17 protein-coding genes are annotated in these 22,749 nt (G+C 42.7%); 7 read left to right on the top strand and 10 right to left on the bottom strand.

Going from position 1 to position 22,749, the window contains the following annotated elements; genetic code table 11:
- The first annotated feature begins 135 nt into the window (after positions 1-135).
- From HC643_RS26600 to HC643_RS26590, 3 genes are all read left to right on the top strand, one after another.
- Positions 136-1,299 carry a GuaB3 family IMP dehydrogenase-related protein gene (locus HC643_RS26600; protein ID WP_038084508.1) on the top strand — a complete coding sequence of 388 codons (1,164 nt, stop codon included), beginning with the start codon at positions 136-138 and terminating at the stop codon, positions 1,297-1,299.
- A 324-nt stretch (positions 1,300-1,623) separates the two neighbouring features.
- Positions 1,624-1,947 (top strand): thioredoxin, encoded by a 324-nt coding sequence (gene trxA, locus HC643_RS26595; RefSeq protein ID WP_038084506.1) that lies wholly within the window; start codon positions 1,624-1,626, stop codon positions 1,945-1,947.
- Between the two features lie 583 nt (positions 1,948-2,530).
- Positions 2,531-3,601 (top strand): LOG family protein, encoded by a 1,071-nt coding sequence (locus HC643_RS26590; protein WP_038084504.1) that lies wholly within the window; start codon positions 2,531-2,533, stop codon positions 3,599-3,601.
- Positions 3,602-3,693: 92 nt separating this feature from the next.
- On the opposite strand, the gene HC643_RS26585 is transcribed toward HC643_RS26590, so the two are convergent.
- On the bottom strand, positions 3,694-5,058 hold the full coding sequence (locus tag HC643_RS26585; protein WP_038084502.1) for an RNA-guided endonuclease InsQ/TnpB family protein: 1,365 nt from the start codon (positions 5,056-5,058) through the stop codon (positions 3,694-3,696).
- 66 nt (positions 5,059-5,124) lie between these two features.
- On the opposite strand from HC643_RS26585, the gene tnpA reads away from it, so the two are divergent.
- On the top strand, positions 5,125-5,589 hold the full coding sequence (gene tnpA, locus HC643_RS26580; RefSeq protein WP_237265948.1) for an IS200/IS605 family transposase: 465 nt from the start codon (positions 5,125-5,127) through the stop codon (positions 5,587-5,589).
- A 332-nt stretch (positions 5,590-5,921) separates the two neighbouring features.
- Here the strand turns inward: tnpA and HC643_RS26575 are convergent, their stop codons facing one another.
- The 8 genes from HC643_RS26575 to HC643_RS26540 form a co-directional block, all read right to left on the bottom strand.
- Positions 5,922-6,407, bottom strand: coding sequence for a helix-turn-helix domain-containing protein (locus HC643_RS26575; protein WP_038084531.1), 486 nt, complete (start codon positions 6,405-6,407; stop codon positions 5,922-5,924).
- A 191-nt stretch (positions 6,408-6,598) separates the two neighbouring features.
- Positions 6,599-8,080 (bottom strand): leucyl aminopeptidase, encoded by a 1,482-nt coding sequence (locus tag HC643_RS26570; protein WP_038084500.1) that lies wholly within the window; start codon positions 8,078-8,080, stop codon positions 6,599-6,601.
- A gap of 165 nt (positions 8,081-8,245) precedes the next feature.
- Positions 8,246-9,991 carry an ATP-binding response regulator gene (locus HC643_RS26565; protein WP_050046823.1) on the bottom strand — a complete coding sequence of 582 codons (1,746 nt, stop codon included), beginning with the start codon at positions 9,989-9,991 and terminating at the stop codon, positions 8,246-8,248.
- Between the two features lie 2 nt (positions 9,992-9,993).
- Entirely contained in the window at positions 9,994-10,470 is a 477-nt protein-coding gene (locus HC643_RS26560; protein ID WP_038084497.1) for a response regulator, read from the bottom strand.
- A gap of 10 nt (positions 10,471-10,480) precedes the next feature.
- Positions 10,481-13,252, bottom strand: coding sequence for a PAS domain-containing sensor histidine kinase (locus HC643_RS26555; RefSeq protein WP_038084495.1), 2,772 nt, complete (start codon positions 13,250-13,252; stop codon positions 10,481-10,483).
- A gap of 288 nt (positions 13,253-13,540) precedes the next feature.
- Entirely contained in the window at positions 13,541-14,737 is a 1,197-nt protein-coding gene (locus HC643_RS26550) for an EcsC family protein (RefSeq protein WP_038084493.1), read from the bottom strand.
- 358 nt (positions 14,738-15,095) lie between these two features.
- A complete protein-coding gene (locus HC643_RS26545; protein ID WP_038084491.1) occupies positions 15,096-15,911 on the bottom strand; it encodes an alpha/beta fold hydrolase in 816 nt (271 codons plus the stop codon).
- A 41-nt stretch (positions 15,912-15,952) separates the two neighbouring features.
- On the bottom strand, positions 15,953-16,672 hold the full coding sequence (locus HC643_RS26540; protein WP_038084488.1) for a lysophospholipid acyltransferase family protein: 720 nt from the start codon (positions 16,670-16,672) through the stop codon (positions 15,953-15,955).
- A 483-nt stretch (positions 16,673-17,155) separates the two neighbouring features.
- Here HC643_RS26540 and metG point away from each other — a divergent pair, with 483 nt between their 5' ends.
- From metG to lptC, 3 genes are all read left to right on the top strand, one after another.
- On the top strand, positions 17,156-18,757 hold the full coding sequence (gene metG / locus HC643_RS26535; RefSeq protein WP_038084485.1) for a methionine--tRNA ligase: 1,602 nt from the start codon (positions 17,156-17,158) through the stop codon (positions 18,755-18,757).
- A 136-nt stretch (positions 18,758-18,893) separates the two neighbouring features.
- Positions 18,894-19,529, top strand: a complete 636-nt coding sequence (locus tag HC643_RS26530; protein WP_038084483.1) for a LabA-like NYN domain-containing protein — start codon at positions 18,894-18,896, stop codon at positions 19,527-19,529.
- Positions 19,529-20,809 carry an LPS export ABC transporter periplasmic protein LptC gene (lptC, locus tag HC643_RS26525; RefSeq protein ID WP_202048658.1) on the top strand — a complete coding sequence of 427 codons (1,281 nt, stop codon included), beginning with the start codon at positions 19,529-19,531 and terminating at the stop codon, positions 20,807-20,809. The genes HC643_RS26530 and lptC overlap by 1 nt, the downstream gene beginning before the upstream one ends.
- Before the next feature lie 68 nt (positions 20,810-20,877).
- On the opposite strand, the gene HC643_RS26520 is transcribed toward lptC, so the two are convergent.
- Entirely contained in the window at positions 20,878-22,218 is a 1,341-nt protein-coding gene (locus HC643_RS26520; protein WP_038081207.1) for a D-alanyl-D-alanine carboxypeptidase, read from the bottom strand.
- Positions 22,219-22,749: the final 531 nt, after the last annotated feature.

Here is a 22,749-nt window from a genome sequence, read left to right as displayed (position 1 = left end):
TAGTGGAGTACGAGATACCCGATTTTGTAATATTTTTGTAATATTTAGTTTACAAAACTGACTGAGAGAAAAATCTCTGCAACTCCCCTGTAATTTTGATACCCTAGCTTAAATAGATTTGGGAACATAAAGAGCGTGGACATTCAAATTGGGCGGGGAAAGGTAGCTCGCAGAGCCTACGGTATCGATGAAATTGCACTTGTTCCTGGTAGGAGAACACTCGATCCCAGTTTGGCAGACACAAGCTGGAGCATTGGCAATATTAAGCGAGAAATCCCGATTATTGCTAGTGCCATGGATGGCGTAGTGGATGTCCGCATGGCTGTGCGTTTGTCACAGCTAGGAGCATTGGGAGTCCTCAATTTGGAAGGCATCCAAACTCGCTACGCAGATCCAGAGCCAATTTTAGACCGCATTGCTTCGGTTGGTAAAGAGGAATTTGTTCCTTTAATGCAAGAATTGTATGCCGAACCCATTAAACCAGAACTTATAGAACAACGAATCAAGGAAATCAAAGAACAAGGGGGAATTGCCGCTGTAAGTGCTACACCTGCAGGGGCTAGCAAATACGGTTCTGTTGTTGCTCAAGCAGGAGCAGATCTCTTTTTTGTGCAAGCAACAGTTGTTTCAACTGCACACCTGTCTCCCGATTCAATTGTTCCGCTAGACTTGGCTAAATTCTGCCAGGAAATGCCAATACCTGTCATTTTGGGGAATTGTGTCACTTACGATGTTACCCTCAATTTGATGAAAGCAGGAGCCGCTGCTGTGCTGGTGGGAATTGGTCCTGGAGCTGCTTGTACTTCTCGCGGTGTTTTAGGTGTAGGTATTCCTCAAGCAACTGCAGTAGCAGACTGTGCGGCTGCGCGTGACGATTACTATCAAGAAACAGGCAAGTATGTACCTGTGATAGCTGATGGCGGTTTAATCACTGGTGGCGACATCTGTAAATGCATTGCCTGCGGTGCTGATGGAGTGATGATTGGATCTCCCTTCGCCAGAGCGGCTGAAGCTCCAGGGCGTGGATATCATTGGGGAATGGCAACACCCAGCCCAGTCCTCCCTCGCGGTACGCGCATTAAAGTCGGTACTACAGGTAGTTTAGAGCAGATTCTCCGAGGACCCGCACAATTGGATGATGGGACTCACAATCTTTTAGGGGCACTAAAGACTAGCATGGGTACCTTGGGAGCCAAAAATATTAAAGAAATGCAACAAGTCGATGTGGTCATTGCTCCTTCCCTGTTAACTGAAGGTAAGGTGTATCAGAAAGCCCAGCAACTGGGTATGGGTAAGTAGATAGTTGTTAGTTTTTAGTAGTTAGTTGTTGGATCTTAGTACATATGTACTATACAGCCGATCGCTAACTACTAACCAAATTTCAAACTACATCTGGAAAAATCTCATATGTCGCCTAGAATAGAAATAGCGGAGACGCATGTTTCCGTTCACTCCTCACACCACACTCCGCCCGGACTACCGTTCGGGCGGTTCCTTATGCGACTTTAGGATGAAGTTTTACTACTACTAAGCAAAAGTACACAGCACATTCCATTGCAGAGGTTTTTGCTATGGTAGAATTTTCAGCAAACTCAAACATAAGATAGGCAAAGGTCTTTAGGCATGTCAGCAGCCGCACAAGTTACAGACTCTACCTTTAAACAGGAAGTCCTAGATAGCGAGGTTCCTGTTCTAGTTGATTTTTGGGCCCCTTGGTGCGGACCCTGTCGCATGGTTGCTCCTGTTGTAGATGAGATTGCCAACCAATACGAAGGTCAATTGAAGGTAGTCAAAGTCAATACCGATGAAAATCCTAATGTTGCAAGTCAATATGGCATCCGCAGCATTCCCACGCTTATGATTTTTAAGGGTGGGCAAAAAGTTGATATGGTCGTCGGTGCTGTTCCTAAAACTACATTAGCTAACACTTTGGAGAAATATCTTTAAGGCGCTAGCAACAACAGGTCTATTGAGAGAACTTCGCGTTCTCAAACATAAACTAAATTTACGCCAATAAGCTAGAGAGGTTGCAATATACTGCACCTCTCGTTAAAACTTACGAAGCCCGTAATTTTTATTATGTTTTCATATAAGCGCCGACACTATGGTAGCTGGAGGCGCTTTTTCAATTCTGTATATTATACTGCATTTGCGGCAAAATCAACACTTATTATTTCTTGTGTGGTTTCTTCTGTCAGGACTGGCAGTAGCTGTTTCCATCACCTTTAAATTAAAGTAAATAGAAACTATAGCAATCCTAGTTGAACTGTGAGAAAATACTTAATAAATCTGGCTAAGATAGAGGTAAAATTTAATTCATTATCTAGCAATTAAAAATCCCAGCTATACAGGCGAAGCTTAACTCTGTGGATTATTTTAATAAAGTCCACGTAGGTGTACTTTGTTTGCACAGTGACGAATTATATTCGCCGAAGCCATCATAAATTTCTTAGGAATAATTTAGGATTGCTATATTTTTGATTCCACATTAAATTAATCTAGAATTAAAGCCATTTTGGCGAAACTTCTCATGACCTCATCTGAGTCGTTAGACACATTGGATTCTCTCCAGGCAGCTATCGCTGAATTATTTGAACACTTACCGACATCAAAAAATCGGCAGTATGTCACACAGGCACTATCTACCATAGTGCGTTTGGCAAAGAGTGAAATCGATCGCCTAGATTGGAAAATCTTATCAGCTGCCCTAGCTGATATGGAACGTGGTTTTGAGCTTTTTTATGCTTACCGACACGTTCGGAAAGTCACGATCTTTGGTTCGGCACGTTTATCCTCAGAAAGCCCGGAATACCGCATGGCTTATGATTTTGCTCGCTGTGTTTCTCAACTGGGGTTCATGGTGATGACGGGTGGCGGTGGTGGAATCATGCAAGCTGGGAATGAAGGTGCCGGAAGAGAAAATTCTTTTGGTCTAAACATTCAGTTACCCTTTGAGCAAACAGCAAACCCAGTTATTGAGGGAGATCCAAAACTCATTCACTTTAAGTATTTTTTTACCCGCAAGCTATTTCTGCTGAAAGAAAGCGATGCCATTGCCCTATTTCCCGGTGGTTTTGGCACTCAAGACGAAGCTTTTGAATGCATGACTTTGAGTCAGACAGGAAAATTTGGTCCGGTACCGGTGGTTTTAATCGACTTTCCTGGAGGCGATTACTGGCGATCTTGGAGCGAATACATCAACGAACAGCTGGTAAAAAAAGGTTTGGTGAGCCCTGACGATCCCAGTCTTTATACGGTAACAGACGATTTGGATGTGGCGTGTAACGCAATCACTGGCTTTTACCAAGTGTATCACTCCAGCCGTTATGTGAGCGATCGCTTAGTTATCCGTCTTAAATCAGAATTATCTGATGCTGAAGTCGAACAACTCAATGCTAAGTTTGGTGACATTTTAGTTAAGGGACGGATAGAAAAGAGCCAAGCATTACCTCAAGAAGCACAGGATGAAACCTTCAATCTACCTCGCCTTGTTTTGTACTTCAACCAAAGAGATTTAGGGAGAATGTATCAGCTGATTGCAACAATTAACCACATGGGTACTCCATCTCAAGAGGAGAAAGACCATCCAGAAAGGAAATAAACGCTATTTGTCAGGTAACTGAAGTACACAGTAATTGACATCTCCCCCGGTTGGAAACACGGGGGATTCTAAACTGTTGTTGCTACGGGGTCTTATAGACCCACTCCGCAACGTATACGAAATGATTTGGATAATCCCTTAAACAAATCAACTCGTCTTGGGAGTGTCAAGGCTCCCCTACCCACCTCGACCAGGTTCAAGCCTAGCTGTGTGGCTACTTTTTTGGCTATATTAGCTGCACCATTGCAATCCGCATTGATTAGCCATCCTTGAAAAGTTTTGTACAATCCGCGCTTTACCCTTTGACCTGACGGTTTCCATCCTGTGGGTTTTTCACCATGCTTGTAGAGGCTATCGTCATCTAGGTAAGACGCTTTAGAAGTGTATGCTTCCTCAGTAATTGTTAACTGTATTCCGTATTCTGGGCAAAGTTGCTTTAATCGTTCAATCAATCGTCCTGTGGGAATGAGCACAAAGTTCTGATTACCACGCTTCCCCATACTGGAACCACTTTTTTGACCATCGTTCCAACCGACAACAAGGTTCCCAACGCGATCGTTAAGGCACTGGTTAACAATGAATCTTGCTGCCTTGTTAACAGCATCACGCATTTGATTATTGCGCTGGCGTTGCACTCGGTCTAGGTTGCTATTCCAGTAGAAATCTGATTTACCTTGCTTGTACTTGGCAACCAAACGGGAATAACCTTGGTTCATTGCCTTAAGCTTACGACCATCAATAATTAAACTTTTTCCACGGGTCGAAACACCTGTTAGCCAGTTTGTACCACCGTGGTCAAATGACCAAGCTTGGGTGTAATCAAGGTGAGGGTTAACATCAATTGGTTGTTTACCATCATCAATCACCCAATCGATCCACACTTCACCAAGATAAGGACGTACTGTTACTTCCTTAACCCAATCTGAATCAATAAATTCTGGTATCGCTAAAGCAATCTCCGTTAGTAAATGAGGTTTTGTTTCTTTACTGATGGAAGGTTTGAAACAACCATCTTTGTAAGTAAGTGCTTGTCTTGGAAATGTGACAGCAGCAAGACCACCACGTTTTCTATATCTTGGCAACGAAGGTCTATCAACGTCGCCTTGATAATATTTTTTCACTAATCCGTTGTAACTGGTGATTGACTCCCCTACTGTTTTTAGCGTTTGCTGCGCTGACTGTGCAGCCATTGCTTTGTAATGTGGACTGTCTTTGAGAACTTTATCTAATTCAGGGTAAGTCGTGCTGCACTTGTACGTCTTCCACCCGTAGCGTAATTCGTCAGCGCGCCAGTAAGTTGTGAATGCATCACCTTGTTGTTCTAACCGACTGTAATGAGTTTGCTTAGTGTGATAAATTGCTGAATTAATCAGACTGTTAGCGTGTTCGCACTGATTAATCCAAAAGGCTAACTCTTCATCAGTAAATCTTGCTTTAATTGGTATTGTTCTGTACAACTTGTCATCACCTCCTGTTGTTAATTATCATTGCTACTACAACTAGCGTCAACAAACATTCAAGGAATGGCAAAACTTTCTCAAGAAGCGCAAACTTGCGGTGGACGGGTTCCCCGGCATAAGCAAAGTTTGCAAGAAGACTACGAATACAGACGGACTGAAAACTCCATATCGTCTATTAACTATCATTTTGTGTTTGTTCCAAAACGCCGTAAGCCAGTATTAACAGGAGATCTAGCGCACAGATTACAAGAGATTATCTTTGAACTCGTTACTGAGCATGGATGGAAACTGATTGCTCTGGAAATACAATCCGACCATGTACACTTCTTTGTCAACACTCCTACCCATGAGTCACCTGCTGATATTGCTAGATGGGTAAAAGGTCGAGCATCGCACCACTTAAGAAAAGAATTTCCAGAATTAAAAAAACTACCTGCTTTGTGGACTCCGACTTATTTTGTAGCGTCAACAGGTCAGGTCAGCACTGAGGTAGTTAAAAATTATATTGAAAATCAACGAGGAAAGTAGGAGAAACGTCGGACTAAAGTCCTGCGGGTCGCGTTTCATCCCCTCCTTAAAAGGTAGGGGTTCTCACGCTCCCGCTATCTTTTTGATAGGTAGGGGCGCAATGCCTTGCGCCCTTACAGCAATCTATACCTCATTTATTTGCAATCTACTGTAAGTTCAACAAAAATCGTCTATGGTGGATAATACCCCACCATAATACGACGTAGATTTCAACGCAAGTTAGCTGCCAACACGACCTTTTACTGCATGGAAAAAGCAAAAGCTTTGTTATCAGCTTCTATCAATTTACACGCTAACGTGTAATCTTGTCAATACTTTAATAGTATATTTGTTCATTTTTCTGTTTTGTACTTAAATCCAGCTTTCTCAGCTACCAGATTCAAGTGTTTTGATGTAGCACGAGTTGGTTCATATATTCCAGTTTCCCACTCGCTAACGGTTTGTTGGCGGACACCTAATTCCTCAGCCAATTCTGATTGTGTCAACCCCATCTTCAAACGTAATGCTTTAATTGAATCGCTATTCCACTTTGTAGTGTCTGTCACAGATTGAACTTTGTAGCCACTACTAGGCTTGCGAAACGTTACACGTTCTGTTTCTAAGTCAATTTCTCCAACAACGTATCCTGCGTTCATCCAAGCGGAAGCTTGTAATGCGCCTTTGCTGCGATTTCCCCACCAACGCCGTTGGGTTCGTGCTGTTTCTGGTAAACTGTTACTCATTAACGTCTCAATTTCTGCAAAAGTCAGGGTGATTTCTGTGCGATCGCTGTTTTGCAGGTATTCAAAAAGTGGTTGATACTTGCTCCCTCCTTTCATAATTAATGACTCCTTTCCCAAAATCATCCGCTCTACATTAATTGGCAGCAACACTAACAGCTAGCAGAAAGCTTAAACCAAACTGCACGGCGTCTTCTCAAAACCACCTTACAAGAATAGCAGCCACCAATTATGTAATTTTTTAGGAACACCCTTGTGGGACAGACGCCCGCCCCACAAGAGTGAAACTATTACACTTCGCTCAATACCCAATTAACGAGAGTACGAACACCAAAGCCAGTTGCACCCGGTCCGTTGTAGCCGTTTTCTTTGTCAGCCCAAACGGGACCTGCTACATCTAAGTGTGCCCAAGCAGCTGTATCTTTCACAAACTGCTTGAGGAATAAAGCAGCAGTGATGGAACCACCAGCACGCGGACCCGTGTTTTTCATATCAGCAATACCGGATTTCAGCCCTTCAAAGTACTTCTCTTCCATTGGCAATCGCCAAATCTTTTCCCCTGAAACTTCTGAAGCTTTTTCTAACTGGGTAGCCAAAGCATCATCAGGCGTAAATAAACCGGCAATGTCTTCTCCTAAGGCTACAACACAAGCCCCTGTAAGGGTTGCAAGATCGATAATTGCATCCACGCCTAATTTATCAGCAAAGACTAAAGCATCTGCTAAAGTCAAACGTCCTTCGGCATCGGTATTGTTTACCTCTATCGTCTTACCGTTGGAAGCCGTGAGGATGTCACCGGGATGCATTGCATGACCGCTGATCATATTTTCAGTGACAGCAGAAATAAAATGCACTTCTACATCTGGCTTGAGTTGACCGATGGCTTTAGCAGCGCCTAGAGTCGCTGCAGCACCACCCATGTCAATCTTCATGGTCTCAATGCCACTACCAGCACCTTTGATGTTAAGTCCGCCAGAGTCAAAGGTTAAACCTTTTCCTATAATCGCTAGCTTGCGTCTTGGCGTACCTTCTGGTTTGTAAGTGAGGTGAATAAATTTAGGTGGCAAGTCAGAAGCTTTTGCCACTCCCAAAAAAGCACCCATATTCAACTTTTCACAGTCTTCCTGCTCTAAAATTTCTAGCTGCAAACCGTGTTCGGAAGCAATTTGTGTAGCCGTTTCTGCCATAGTAATTGGTGTAACAGAGTTAGCTGGTGCTGCAACTAACTGCCGTGCTAAAAAGACACCAGAAGCGATTTGATTGGCACGGGTAATAGCCGCTTCCTGTCCTCCAAGCCCCAATAAATCCACCTGTTCAATTTGCGGGCTTTTATCCTCTGGCTCAGATTTAAAGCGATTGTCTTGATATAATGCTAGTTGAACTCCTTCGGCGATCGCTTGAGCGGTTTGTGCTTTGTCATTATTAAAAATTGGCAGATGAATTGCCAAAGTTTTGCATTTCTGCTTTTTAGCTGTCCTTGCTGCCGCCGCCGCCGCCCTTCTAAGAGTTTCCAGTTTTAAAGCTTCGGGTTTTCCCAAGCCAACAACAATCACTTTACGAACTGGGCTTTGGCTGCCAACTCGGATAGAAGAGCTGCTACCTTGTTTGCCTTTAAATTCTTCTTCGGCAATCAATTCTTTGATACTACCAGCCAACTTTTCATCTAAAGTGGCTAGTTCCCCTGTCAGTTCTACTGCATCTTCAAATAATCCAATCGCTAAACCGTCGCCAACCCACTCTAAAAGTGGGGTATTACTCCCTCGAATCTCCATTTTGTGTATTCTTTGTAATAGTTCTTGTACCAGTATTACGTAAAATTGTGAATCGCTAATTGCTAATTGCTAATTGCTAATTGTTAATTTTTTATTAGCCATCAGCCCTTCGGGTTCGCCAGCCGCCAGGGCGTGGGAAACCCGCCTGCAGCGCTGGACTCACCATTAGCCATTAACTAATTCTGCAACCACATTGGCAAGTTCATCCGGCATAACTGGTTTTGAGAGGTGTTTTTGGAAACCCGCAGCTAACGCTTCTTGCCGATCCCGGTCCCCGGCATAAGCTGTTAGCGCAATAGCCGGGATTTGTCCTCCCTTTTCGCTTGGCTGATTTCTAATTTGGCGAATTAAGCTATAACCGTCTGTTTCCGGCATACCAATGTCGCTTACTAGCACATCTGGATGGAAAGATGCTAGCATTTCCAATGCTGAATCAGCAGAGGTTGCCCCAGCTGCGATCGCACCACAGTCTTCTAAAGCATAGACTATAAAATCGCGAGAATCCCTCTCATCATCAACGACTAAAACTCTCACTCCTGTTAGGGGAAGGGAGTGGGTTGTCGAGACAAGCCATGGGGTATCTGTAGGGGAGAGGGGAATTTTACTTCTACTCCCTTCAAGAATTGGCAGTTTTACTGTAAATGTTGCCCCCTGTCCTTCTCCCGGACTGCTTGCAGTTACAGTTCCGCCATGAAGTTCTATCAAGTGACGCACAATTGCCAAACCCAACCCCAAACCACCATGTTTGCGAGTGGTAGAACCATCTGCTTGCCGAAAAGAATCAAACACGTAAGGTAGAAACTTAGAAGGAATACCTATACCTGTATCCTTGACTGTAATTCGGGCATATCCTGGGGATTGGGTGTCCCCCTTGTCCCCCACTCTTTCCAGCATGACTTCCACCTGTCCCCCCTGAGTTGTAAACTTGATTGCATTGGAGAGGAGATTCCAAACGATTTGCTGCAAACGATTGGGGTCACCCAAGACAAGGAATTTTGACTTGCCATGCCACTGCGTTGCTTGTGGGATAAGAGTGACTGTAGACGTTTCTTCTGTTAAAGCATTGGGTAGGGATTGGGGTTGTCTGTCTGTAATTTGAGTCTTGTGCGATCTACTTGTTGCAAATTCGCTTTGGTTCTCTAATTCTGAATCTAAAATAGAAAACTTGAGATCGATAGCTTTCGCCTGAGCTGCCAAACGCATGGTATCAATTGCAGCTTCAATTGCGGGAATTAAGTTTGTGGGTTGAGCACGCAGGGTTAATTTACCGCGAATAATGCGAGAGACATCCAATAAATCCTCAATAAGTTGAGTTTGTAGCTTGGCGTTGCGCTCAATCGTTTCTAGGGCGCGGGCAAGAGTTGCTTCATTGATTTCTCGGGTTCGCAGAATTTTTGACCACCCGAGAATGGCATTGAGGGGCGATCGCAATTCATGAGAAAGTACTGCCAAAAACTCATCTTTGATGCGGTTTGCCCTTTCCAATTCTTCTTTTTGCTGTTTTAATTCAGCTTCTGCTTGTTTGCGGGCGCGGCGTTCTTCAGCTTCTCGCATAGCCCGCCTAACTGAAGGTACAACACGTTCCAACCGTTGCTTGAGTACATAGTCAGTTGCACCGCTTTTGAGAGTTTCAATTGCTACCTCTTCTCCCATTGTTGCGGTTACAAAGATGAAAGGTACATCGGGCACCAAACGACGTGCCATCTCCAAAGCTGAAATGCCATCAAATGCAGGTAAGGAGTAATCTGAAAGAATCAGGTCAAAACTATCTTCTTCAAGTGCTTTCTGGAATTCAGCTTCTGTCTTTACCTGAACCAATTCACAAGAAATTCCGCCTTCAGTTAAGACGGCGTAGATAAGTTCAGTATCCAACAAGCTATCTTCCAGCAAGAGAAACCTGAGACCAGACATTGTTATGTTCCTGCAAATCCGTGAGTACTGCGTGCCGGAGGTATGGAACCTGGAGGCGGCTCATTAATGATTGCCCAAAATAATCCTAACCCTCTAATGACTTCAACAAATTCGTGAAAATCAATAGGCTTAACAACGTAAGCATTTGTGCCTAGTTCATAACAGCGAGTTAGATCTTGCTCTTCGCGTGAGGAAGTCAGCACAACTACTGGTACTACTCGCAACTCTGGATCGGCTTTGAGTTGTGTCAAAACTTCTAATCCATCAATTTTTGGTAGCTTAAGATCCAATAGTACCACAACAGGATGACCTTCGCGCCGCAATCGATACAAGCCACGGCGGTATAAGTAATCCAATGCTTCTTCACCGTCTCTGACAACAACAACTTCATTACCCAAATGGTTTTCTGCCAGTGAAGTCAGGATTAACTCAACGTCGTTAATGCTGTCTTCTACTAGGAGAATGCGCTTTAGTTCCATTGTTCGCTCTCTACTCTCCACTCGCTACTCCAAGCCCCCTTGGTAGCGCAAAATAAAAGGTTGTGACCTTGTCTATTTCACTTTCAGCCCAGACACGCCCACCGTGTCGGTAGACGATACGCTGGACGTTTGCCAATCCTACACCCGTACCCTCAAACTGAGGCTCGCTGTGCAAGCGTTGAAAAACTCCAAATAATTTGTGAACATATCGCATATCAAAACCAACACCGTTATCTCGCACGAAGAATACCACTTCTTGTTCCTCAGAGGTACTGCCTACAGTAATTTCTGCCAAGGAACGAGTTTTGCTATATTTAATGGCATTTTCTAACAAGTTACGGAGAACTAGTCTTAACATTGAAGGGTCACCATGTACTTGGGGTAGTGATTCTATTTGCCAAGAAATCTTACGGTTTTTCGTTTCTAGCAATAAATCGCGTTGTACCTCCCGTAAGAGTAAATTCATATCTACGTTGGTATACCGCATTTCAGAACGCCCCACACGGGAAAAAGTTAACAAATCATCAATCAATTTCCCTGCTTGTTTGGTAGCTTCGGTGATAATGTCAAGGTAACGTTGACTCGTTTCATCGAGCGATGTTCTTAGGAGCCGTTTTTGCAACAAGTCAACGAATCCGGTGATGTGCCTCAATGGTGCTCTTAAGTCATGAGAAACTGAATAAGAGAACGATTCAAGCTCCCTATTGGCAGATTCTAGCTGAGCAGTGCGTTGTTTGACTCTTTCTTCCAGAGTTTCGTTGATTTGCCGCATTTGGGCTTCCACTTGTTTGCGGTCTTCTATATCTATACAAGACCCGATGTAACCTAAAAACTCACCTTCTGGCGTAAATCTCGGTACACCAATATCTAAAAGCCAACGGTATTGCCCATCAAATCTTCTGAGGCGGTATTCCATTTGGAAAGTCAGACGCGCATCAAATGCACTCACATAAGTTTCCCAGCAATGCTGAAGATCGTCAGGATGTACGCCTTCTAACCAAGCATTGCCTAATTCCATCTCCATTGTTCGTCCGGTAAAATCCAACCAAGGCTTGTTAAAGTAGTGACAAAGTTTATCTGTACCGGACATCCAAACCATCACCGGAGCAGTATCTGTGACATGGCGAAAGCGTTTTTCGCTTTCTGTTAAGGCTGCTTGTGTTCTCTTGAGTTCGCTAATATTGAGAACAAATGAGATGGCTTCTTCCTGCTGTTCTCCAACTATAGTGCAGCCAACTAACACTGAAACGCGAGTGCCATCCTTTCGGATGTAAGCTTTTTCATAAGGGCTAGAGTTTCCTTTCACCCTTGCTTCGGCTAGCGCTGCTTCATCTAAGGAGAAAAACTCTGATGGTGTAAGGTCTTTCAAATCCAGCCTTTCTGTAAGAAAGTCTTTGCGAGTATAGCCAATTATGCTTAAAAATGCATCGTTGACCTCCTTCAGATGTCCGTGCATATCAGCACTGATAATGCCGATCGAATCTGATTCCACAAAGAACCGCAATCGGGATTCGCTTTTACGCAAGGCAACTTCTGCTTGTATGCGATCGTCAATATCCGTACAAGTTCCAAACCACTTAGTAACATTTCCTCTGCTGTCGCATAGTGGTACAGCTTGTACTACATGCCAGCGGTAAACCCCATCAAAACGTAAGAGACGATACTGCGCTTCTACTCGGTTTCCTGTCCTGAGTCCGGTTGTCCAACTCTCAAGGGCTGATGGTAAATCTTCAGGATGAACCACCTGTTGCCAATTCCATCCTAAAGTTTGATGAAGTTGCAAACCAGTGTAGTCCAGCCAACGCTGATTGAAGTACTCTATAAAGCCATCAGGTTGGCTAGTCCAAACTAATTGAGGAACGTTCTCAACCAGCAAACGATAGCTTTCTTCGCTCTCTCGCAGCGCCTTTTCTGCTTTGTGACGGGTGCTATCTAACTTATTAAGAAACTTGGCATTTTGCCAAATTAATCCTAAAAAAATTGCGTCTAGTAAAACGACAAGTAGCGATATGCCAAAAGCCGCATCATATCTGTTAGCCGTTTGTCCCACATTAATGAACCACCCCACTATCGGGGGCAGAATCAAAATAGTTGGTATCCACAAACGAGCGATCGCACCGCCATTGAATTCACTAGTAATTGTCCGCATAAAACCGGTATTCGGACGAATATACAACACTCCCACACAAAGCACCTCAAAAGTTAGTGCCGTATGTAACGCCATTGAGGTAGTATAAACGCCTAAATGGTAAAAGTTTCTCACTCCATAGATATAGCCCACTATTACTTGGAGAGATATTAAGACAACAACTATGCTTAAACCTTGAGCTAAGCAATCACTGCGATTTGTCCTTTGCCCCAACAACCACAGTGCAGCACCTACTAACACAAAATTGAGGGCAGTGTTTGCCCCCATTCTTCCGGGATGAGAAGTGTCTGTAGCTTCGGGCAAGTCTTTAAACAGCAGTTCGTCAATTCTTAAATTCCACCCAAATATATATTGACACAGAGTCAGCCAACCAATTAGTGAGAGTGCGATCGCTATTAAACGAGCAAAAAAGCTATATTTTCTCCTTTGTTCTTCCAACACAAACAGCCACAGCGAGACTCCAGCCAATAAAAAAGCGATCGCTGTATTTGCTTTCATAGTGACAAATCCAGGGAAAACACTCTTAAGCAGGGTAATATCGAGTGTCCAACCAATCAGCACAATACAGCCGACGACAACAGTAATGGCGCTTGTAACTTTTGAGATTATTCTTGTCGTGGTGAAGTTAGTCACGAGCCTTCACCTCAATTTTCAAATTATGTTTGCCAATATAGTATAGAGAAAACCTCATTTTAAACGTTGTATAAATCAAACAAAAGCAAGCCAACTCTTGCTAAAATCTACCTTAAGGCTGTTGGCAACACTTATTTAACAGACTTGAGATAGATTTTTTAAAAAAAGAATTAAATTTTTACAAGAACAAGATACCCGGCTTCTTCAAGAAGTCGGGTATCTTGTAAATTTCCAACATATTTTCACCCAACATTGACAAGCATTTGTTGGGTTTCATTTCAATCCAACCTACTGACCAACACCACTATCAACTAAAGACTTGATCCTATTAACATCAATATTAAATTTACTAGCAATTGCATTGATGATATTTTGTTCGGTAGATGTTATCTCATTTTGACTGCGAGCAATTCTGTAACATTGAGCCAAAACAGGTATGGCAAAATCTCTATTAAGTTGATTGGTGAGGGTATCTAAAGATTGTGGTGATTTAATATTTTGAGCAATAGTTTCTAATGAGTTAGGGCTCAAATGTAAAGCTTGCAACTCTGGCAAAATTTCTTCCCAATTTTTTTCTGGATAGCTAGCAAGAATCATGTGAACTAAGATTTGATCCATGACAGCTTCTTGGGCGATGGCTTTTTCCAGATAATTCTCACTTTCTTGCTTTAATTCTGCAAGCGTTTCCTCCGAAGAGAGGGATTTGGATATATCTATCTTTGTTTCATAAAATCGGCAAGCCGCATACCCTAATGAATAAATCATCGTTGCATTAGAACTAGCACCAATAACGGCTCCGGCAAAAGGAACATTTCTAAGCAAACCCAAACCTGCAGTCTTTAACAGACGACCGCCACCCAAAGCTAAACCAAAAATTGCCAGCACTTCACCTTTACGAGCGGGGTCTTTTAAATCTAATCCATAGGCAGCTGCAATTTGATAAACCATTTCCGATTGTAATTCTGTAGTGGCTGCTAAATCAATTGCTAAAAGTGCCGCCGCAAATCCTGGCAAAACACTAGTTGCCAATCCAATTCCCCCAGCCATTGCTGCTTTCTCAACCATAATGCGATGAGAAATTTGGCTGGGTGATTCGTTGGGGTGTTCTAGCTGTAATTTTTTAACTGCTGCTGCTGCTTTTTCCAAATTTACATTGTCAGATGCGCCAAGTAGCCAATTGAGATTTAAAACACCTGATAGTTTTCTAATCAGCCAGTTTTCACCAAGATAATTTGCGACTTGTCCGGCTGTATGGGTTGCTTGCTCGATCAAATTATGTGTTTGTTTGACTGCGGCTTCTCCTACTTCAGCAGCTGTTTCTGCAACTGCTTTGCTTGCTTCTACAGCGACACTGCTCGCCGCAGCACCTACTCCTACAGCTGTACCTACAGCACACCCTAGTGTTTCAGCAACGGATTCTAGTAAAGATGGTTTATCTTCTTTATCGTTCGTAGGGGGGTGGCTTTGTTGTTTTTTGTCTGCCATTTTTCACAACTTTCCCGATTCTAGAGACTATTGATGGTTGTAGCAAAGCTATGGTAACTTTGGCTTCTCTCCAGAAGGGGAAAATACTTTCTCAAGCAACCCAGTTTTCTAAGATTAAGCCTGGAATTTTTGACAACTTTCTTACATTGTTAGTCACTCAGGTAAGAGAGAGACTCATTGCTCGAGAGGAAATGAGTCAATCCATTGAACCAATAACAACACCTCTTTTTTCCAATTCTGCTCTATTTTGTTCGTAATATTTATGTTGCTGTTCAACATTTCTGTTCTAGAGAAATTAAAAACTAACTTATAGCTGCACGACTCTGTTTTATGCATAAACTTTTGTCAGTACCATATTCTAATGCGCTTCAACCATTGGAACACTGGGGGATAAAAAATTTTGCTCCCTCATAATTTCATAAAGGTTAATATCTGCTTCTAACAAGCAGGCGTGTCCGCAATTCGGAAGCACTAACATTTTGGCATTGGGTAAAAGGTTTGTTAAACGTGTTGCTTCTTCTAGGGAGGGCAAAAGTTTATCTTGAGAACCAGCGATGACTAAAACGGGTTGAGTGAGACTGCGTAGTTGAGCTTCATCAATAGAAAATTCTCTAAGTAAGGAAATTCTCCACAGGACGGTTTGTGGCGGTACATAGCGTATGGTTTTGACAAGTTCGTGTCTGTCAGTTCGGGAAATACGTGGCAAATTAGCTAAGAACGGTAACAAGACCAATCCACCGAGATCGTAAAGACATGATGGAACTAGGGATGTCAGTTGAGATGCCCAACTTAACAACGGTCGCAGATGAAAGGCACTTGCGGAGTTAATAAGAACAATTCTTTTAAAGAGTTTGGGTGCTTTTAGAGCAACTTTCTGCGCTAGACAACCTCCAAAGGACTCTCCACACAAGTACACTTCTCGACAGGCACTTTTTTCCAATTCTGCATGAATTAAGTCCAAGACGTTGTCACTCAGAGCATCCCAACTTGTTAAATCATCTCTTGGAATTGCCAAACACCGGACATCAAAGCCCGCTTCTAATCCCGCTGTTTGCGAGCGCAAAAGCTGACCTGTTCCATCCATACCTGGTAAATAAACAAACAACGGCAATGCTGGCTGTAGCCGTTTGGGAGTTAGGAAGCAAGGTTTGAGTTCTACTTTGGGACTGGTCATTGGTCGATGGTCAGCGCTCGTTTGACAAAGAACTTTTGATTCTAATAAGAACCTTCACGTAATAATTGAGTAATTTCAGAATGGCAGTGTTCCGTCAATTCTGTCACTACAGTTTTTGCTTTTTTCCCTTGATATTTTTCTTTCTGAGGTGAGTTAATCCAATAAGGTTGACCGATCAGTACGGCAACTCGACGATAGGTAACCAAAGGATGCCAACCCGATTGATTAAATAAAGGTTCTGAAGGATCGAACAAACTGAGTAATCTCAGGGGTACAGCAGATGTATTAACTTCTTCAAGGGAAGCTATGGCAATTGGCAAAACGGCTAAATCCGGTACTTGCGATCGCAATGCCAAATGGGCAAAACCTCTCTGAAATTCCCCTATACTATTGGGTTGGGTAAATTTCACCATCGGTTCTGTACCTTCAGGAAACACTCCTACCAATTGCTTTGACTGTAACAGAATTTGTGCCTGATGAAAAAAGCTTTGCTGACGCTGTTGATTGGCTTCTAGTGGAAAGCACCCTAATTGACCCGTCACAATCTCCCTCATGATCGGGACTTGTCCCATGTAGTGATGACAGGCAAAGCGGATTGGGCTTGATAGGGCTGCCATCAAAAGAGGTGCATCCATAAAGCTGCGGTGATTGCTCACTACTAACACACTGGCGTCTTGAGGAATGCGATCCTCATAGTAGCGAAATATTTTAGTTGATAGTGCCGCCAGTAACCAACGAGAAATCTCAAGGGGGCTCTTCATCTTTTTACTTTTTGCAGCTTATCTTGACTGTAATTTTACATTTCTTAACTGAGAAGGACGACTGCCTTAAGGTAGAAATGTCATATCAATATGCACAAAGGAAAATCCTTATGAAGACGTGAGTTTGCATATCTAGTACTTGAAAATTGCATAAAAATTTTCTATTAATTCTCAGTAAAGATTCTCTTTTTTTTAGAGAAATTTATTGAGTTTATAGCTGATTTGAAAATAAAGATTGAGTATTGGAGACATCAGGACTGGGAAGTCAATTCCCAACTGCCAACAGCCAATCGCTTTTTCAACCATCCTTGGTATCCGTTGTTTGCCTGGAGCTACTGGTGAATCACTTTAGAACTTAAGAGATTTGCTAATATTAAAATGTGGCTTGAAAAAATAGTAGTTATGTAATATAATTACGTGGTTTTGCCTAAAGAAGTAAGATAGAAAACAAAACATATTTTTAACAACTCCTTTTTACTCTGCATGAATCAAGTAAATAAAACAGAAAAGACGTTTGCACTCACAACACCGTTGTACTATGTAAACGATTTACCTCACATTGGCAGTGCTTACACAACGATGGCAGCAGATACGGTGGTAAGATTTCAGAGACTGCTGGGGCATCGTGCTTTGCTGATTACAGGTACAGACGAACACGGACAAAAAATTCAGCGGACAGCAGAAAGCAAAGGGCTTGAGCCCCAACGCTTTTCCGATGAAATGTCTCTTGGGTTTGTTTCTTTGTGGAAATTGCTCGATATTCAGTACGATCGCTTTATTCGGACAACCTCTCCTCGCCACGAAGTCATTGTTAAAGAGTTTTTCCAGAGAGTATGGAATTCGGGTGACATTTACCAAGGACAACAAAAAGGTTGGTACTGCGTATCTTGTGAGGAATTTAAAGAAGAGCGAGAATTGTTAGAGGGTCACCGCTGTCCCATTCATACAAACAAAGAGGTGGAGTGGCGGGATGAGCAAAACTATTTCTTCCGCTTATCCAAATATCAAACTCAATTACAAGCACTTTACGAATCCCAACCGGATTTTATCCAACCGGAAAGTCGGCGAAAAGAAGTTCTGAATTTTGTCGAGGGTGGTTTGCAGGACTTCTCGATTTCACGTATTAATGTGGACTGGGGTTTTCCAGTACCATCTGACCCCAAACATACCCTTTATGTCTGGTTTGATGCTTTATTGGGTTACGTAACTGCACTGCTAGAACCCGAAGATGAACCAACTTTAGAGAATGCTACAGCCAAATGGTGGCCGATAAATTTACATCTGATTGGTAAAGATATTCTGCGATTTCATGCAGTATATTGGCCTGCAATGCTCATGTCAGGGGGTTTGCCTTTACCGGAGAAAGTCTTTGGACACGGTTTTTTGACTAAAGACGGTCAGAAAATGGGTAAATCTTTGGGTAACACTCTCGATCCGGTGGCACTGGTTGAGCGTTATGGTAGTGATGCAGTTCGTTATTACTTTCTTAAGGAAATCGAATTCGGCAAGGATGGCGACTTTAATGAAAGTAGATTCATTAATATTCTAAATGCAGATTTAGCCAATGATTTAGGTAATTTGTTAAACCGCACTTTGAATATGGTGAAGAAATACTGTGCCGGAAATCTTCCGCCAGTAGCGAATGATGATATATCGTCAGATCATCCGTTGAAATCCATCGGTTTGCATCTTGGAGAACAAGTCCGCAAGGCTTATGAATCACTTGCTTTCAATCAAGCTTGCGAGGCTGTACTTCTGCTAGTGCAAGCTAGCAATAAGTTTATTGATGAACAAGCTCCTTGGTCGTTATATAAACAAGGGCAGCAACAAGCAGTAGAACAAGTGCTTTATGCAGTCCTTGAATCAGTGAGACTAGCTGCCTATCTTCTATCTCCTATTATTCCAAGTATTAGTAGCGATATATACCAGCAACTGGGCTTTGGAATAGATTTTAACGAACAAATAAAAACTTCAATAGCGGCTCCTTTTTCAATTCATGGAACATGGGGTGTACTCTCAGCCCAACAAAAGCTGGGTGAACCACAACCGATCTTTAAGCGCATAGAACTACCTAAAAACAATTAATTGTTTCAAGTTTCTTTTTCTAATTTGTCGGGACTAAATTTATTAGTCCTGAACAATTATCATAAACCACTCTATCTTGATATCTGGAAAATTAAGTATCAATTATTACATTGGATAAAAAAGAGGTATGACAACAATGTTGAATAATTTGGAAAACGACTCAATATTCACACCGGAACAAGTTTTGGAAAATCGGGGTCGTGTAGCTATATTTATAGATGGCTCAAATTTATTTTATGCTGCACTACAACTGGGAATTGAAATTGATTACACAAAACTTCTATCGAGACTAACAGGAGGTTCTAGACTCCTGCGGGCTTTTTTCTATACCGGAGTAGACAGAACTAACGAAAAGCAACAAGGTTTTTTATTGTGGATGCGACGGAACGGTTACAGAGTCATTGCTAAAGATTTAGTACAGCTACCGGATGGCTCGAAAAAAGCTAACTTAGATGTAGAAATAGCTGTGGATATGATGGCTCTCGTAGACTCATATGATACAGCAGTGCTGGTCAGTGGGGATGGGGATCTGGCATATGCAGTGAATTCTGTGAGTTACCGTGGTGTAAGAGTAGAAGTAGTGAGCTTGCGATCGATGACGAGTGATAGCTTAATTAATGTGAGCGATCGCTATATTGATTTAGAAGCAGTCAAAGAAGATATTCAAAAAACACCGCGCCAAAGTTATCCTTACCGACCATTATCAGCAGGTATGGGTTTTTTGGAAGAACCTAGAGAGAGTGACACTCACTTGGAAATTCAAGAGCAGTAATGAATCAAAAAGACAATAGACAAAGTGAGACAAGGGGGACAAGGGAGACCAGGGGGAATTTTCTCCCTCACTCCCTCACTCCCTCACTCCCTCACTCCCTCACTTCCCCGCTATCCCCGGTGGGGACCTTGAATCCCCCCATCTTTCTCTTCCTCCTTTGGCTCATAACAATTAGCCTATCCGCCTGTGGGGGAGGAGAGTCTAACGTGGTCAACAAACCCCCCATCCAGAACCCTCCATCAAATGCTAAAGAAAGTAACTTGACTTTTATTGGTGTTTCCCTACTGCAAGCAGATGAGCTGGGACGACCTATTTGGAAAGTGATTGCCAAACAAGCAAAATATACAAAAGATAAGCAAATTGGTGAAGCGGAAAGCCCTTACGGGGAACTGTATCAAGACGGTAAAGTAGTATATCAAGTACAAGCACAGCAAGCAGATATTGAACAAGATGGCAAGAAACTCTTTTTGAAAGGAAAAATTGTTGCCACAGATCCTCTCAACGGTGTAGTGTTGCAAGGTAACGAATTGGAGTGGCGACCTAAAGAAGATTTGCTAATTGTTCGTAACAACATTCACGGAACTCACAAGCAACTTCAAGCAGTAGCACAGGAAGCACGAGTGAAAACCCGCGAACAGCGCGTGGATTTTTCTGGGGGAGTCATAGCACAATCAGTCGATCCGGTTATGCAAATGCGAACCGAGCATTTGATTTGGAAAGTCAAAGAGGAAAAACTGATAGGCGATCGTCCCATGCAAATCAACCGCTATAAAAACAATCAAGTGACCGACCGTGGAAGAGGAGATTCTGCGGAAGTTAATTTAAAAACCAAGATTGCTACTGTTAGAAAAAATGCTCAAATAGAATTACTAGACCCACCCCTACAAGTAGCTAGTAATGAAATGACTTGGAATCTAAACACGGAAATTGTGAACGCAAACGCTCCCGTACAGGTATTCCATAGGGAAGAAAATGTGAGAGTCACAGCTAACAGAGGAGAGATGAAGATAAAAGAAAAAACAGTTTATCTAGCAGGAGATGTTTACGCTGTTGGGGAACGCCGTCAATCGCTAAAATCTAACAATCTTACTTGGTATCTTGATAAGAAATTAGTTGAAGGACAGGGTGATGTTGTTTACCGACAAATCGATCCCCCTTTAGCTTTCAAGGGTCAACAGGCAATTGGTAATATTCAAACAGAAACGATTGAAGTTAAAGGTGGTAACTCAAGCGACAAAGTGGTGACAGAAATTATTCCAAAAGAGTTAAAGAGTAATTAGCTAAGGGCTAATAGCTAATAGCTAATGGTTAATACTAAGATGAACAATTAGCAATTAGCTATTAGCTATTAGCCACCATACACCATTTCATTCCGATTGGCTGCACCATATTGAGGTAACGTACTGGTGGCTGTATGGGGAGTTAAACTCGCGGGGATGGTTGGAGCGACTTGTAATTGCTTGACAAGGGTTTGTAAGAGTTGATCTTGTCCGGCGCGAAAAGCAGGTACGGTATAACCGCGATTGATAATGGCAAACCAAACCAAACCGCGATCGCGTGTCGGTACCACTCCCGCTAAAGCACTGACATCCCTCAAAGTACCGGTTTTTATGACAGTGGCTGCAGGAAGATGTCTCGAATGCAGTGTTCCACGATTGTCAAACCCCGCAGTAGGAAAGAAATCAGCTACAGTGAGTTGGTGGGCAAAAGCTTCCTTTTGAATTGCCATTAACATAGCACAAGCAGCTCTGGGAGAAATGCGGTTCTCTTGTCCGAGCCCAGAACCGTTAATTAATTGAATTTCCGATTGCGGCACTCTTGCTAGTTTTGCGGCTTTTAATTGTACAATATGTGCTCCCCCAACGGCCTCTGCTAACATTTCTGCCATTTCATTATTGCTGAAAACGTTCATTTCCTTGATGATTTGTCTTAAGGGCAGCGAACGATGACGCAATAATAGGGTTTGTTGGGGATTTTGGGACAGAGCAATATTTTGCGTTGCTAATTTTACCTGTCCGGCTACAGCCACTTGCGGTTTGAGAGTCCCTTTAGGCATCAGTGAATGTTGGAAAGATAAAGCACGAGACCAGGTGGCAGAATTGATCGCTTGTCTGAGCATTTGACCTGCAATCTGGGGATTGCGCTGAAAATTCATAGCAAAATTGCCATTAATTATCAAATTTCCCGTGACACGTTTGATACCCATTTGGTTGAGGCTGTTACCTAGAGCGATCGCTTCTTCCCAAACAAATAAAGGATCTCCGCCGCTCGTTAGGATTAAATCACCTTGTAAGACTCCGTTTTTGACCGAGCCTGTGGTACTGACTAATGTTTGAAATTGATGGTTTGGTCCAAAAGTCGTTAGGGCTGCTAAAGAAGTAGCGATTTTAGTTAAGGAAGCAGCGCTTAGAGGTGTTGTACCCTGATGGTTAGCCATCAAGATAGGTCCTGACTGAAGCCAAATCCCTTGATGTTGTGTTTGCTCTGGTGTTGTGACGAGTTTTAATGTTTGCAGTCCCTTCAGATATTGCTGCACAATGGTACTGCCAGATGGATTTGGATCGGGGGCAAGAACTAAGCCAGGGCTACTTTGCCAAGCTAGTACATCCAATACATCTGTAGGTTTAACTTGTACACCTGCCATCTCTAGCCAAATGGAAATTAACCCTGAACTAAATAATTCCAGCATCCGTTTTCCTTCGTTCTATATGCTAGTTAAGATTACGTAAATTTACTATTTGCTTGCTCTTGCTATGTACTGAGCCATAATAACCGCTGATGTTTCATTGCGGAAGTGGTTTGGATAACACAATTTTTGTAGGCAGCAGAACCCTATCATTTGTATTTTCCGATCTTTAGGGTTCCCATCTTACACTTTTTAATGAAAAAGGATGAAGGATGAAAAATTTATACTTCACACTTCATCCCACCCTACTCTACTCTTTAAAAAGCTGCCCGCGTGGATCTACACACTTGAGCTATGGACTCGATTTTATCTATCTGATATTTTCCCACAGCTAACTTCTCGATCAGGCAATTTTTTGATTTTGGTCAATGGGGATTGGAAAATGCGGAACTCCCACAAAGTGGGGATTAGTGGCAATCGCGATTGTGAAAAGCTTTTTCACGTGCAATTGCCCAGTCATAACCCTATCCTTAAGTCCCCAGTTTCCATCTCGCGGTTATCGCCGTAATTTCACGGTCGTAGTAAGGGGTGTAA

Origin of the sequence: Tolypothrix bouteillei VB521301, from assembly GCF_000760695.4 — a bacterium.
In the GTDB taxonomy this organism is placed as follows: domain Bacteria; phylum Cyanobacteriota; class Cyanobacteriia; order Cyanobacteriales; family Nostocaceae; genus Scytonema; species Scytonema bouteillei_A.
This window is presented reverse-complemented; position numbering and strand designations above follow the sequence as displayed.

Bases quoted from the DNA above. Each gene is read 5' to 3' on its own strand.
- trxA (WP_038084506.1), top strand. From the start codon at position 1,624: ATGTCAGCAGCCGCACAAGTTACAGACTCTACCTTTAAACAGGAAGTC.
- HC643_RS26590 (WP_038084504.1), top strand. From the start codon at position 2,531: ATGACCTCATCTGAGTCGTTAGACACATTGGATTCTCTCCAGGCAGCT.
- tnpA (WP_237265948.1), top strand. From the start codon at position 5,125: ATGGCAAAACTTTCTCAAGAAGCGCAAACTTGCGGTGGACGGGTTCCC.
- HC643_RS26575 (WP_038084531.1), bottom strand. From the start codon at position 6,407: ATGAAAGGAGGGAGCAAGTATCAACCACTTTTTGAATACCTGCAAAAC.
- HC643_RS26570 (WP_038084500.1), bottom strand. From the start codon at position 8,080: ATGGAGATTCGAGGGAGTAATACCCCACTTTTAGAGTGGGTTGGCGAC.
- HC643_RS26565 (WP_050046823.1), bottom strand. From the start codon at position 9,991: ATGTCTGGTCTCAGGTTTCTCTTGCTGGAAGATAGCTTGTTGGATACT.
- HC643_RS26560 (WP_038084497.1), bottom strand. From the start codon at position 10,470: ATGGAACTAAAGCGCATTCTCCTAGTAGAAGACAGCATTAACGACGTT.
- HC643_RS26550 (WP_038084493.1), bottom strand. From the start codon at position 14,737: ATGGCAGACAAAAAACAACAAAGCCACCCCCCTACGAACGATAAAGAA.
- HC643_RS26545 (WP_038084491.1), bottom strand. From the start codon at position 15,911: ATGACCAGTCCCAAAGTAGAACTCAAACCTTGCTTCCTAACTCCCAAA.
- HC643_RS26540 (WP_038084488.1), bottom strand. From the start codon at position 16,672: ATGAAGAGCCCCCTTGAGATTTCTCGTTGGTTACTGGCGGCACTATCA.
- metG (WP_038084485.1), top strand. From the start codon at position 17,156: ATGAATCAAGTAAATAAAACAGAAAAGACGTTTGCACTCACAACACCG.
- HC643_RS26530 (WP_038084483.1), top strand. From the start codon at position 18,894: ATGTTGAATAATTTGGAAAACGACTCAATATTCACACCGGAACAAGTT.
- lptC (WP_202048658.1), top strand. From the start codon at position 19,529: ATGAATCAAAAAGACAATAGACAAAGTGAGACAAGGGGGACAAGGGAG.
- HC643_RS26520 (WP_038081207.1), bottom strand. From the start codon at position 22,218: ATGCTGGAATTATTTAGTTCAGGGTTAATTTCCATTTGGCTAGAGATG.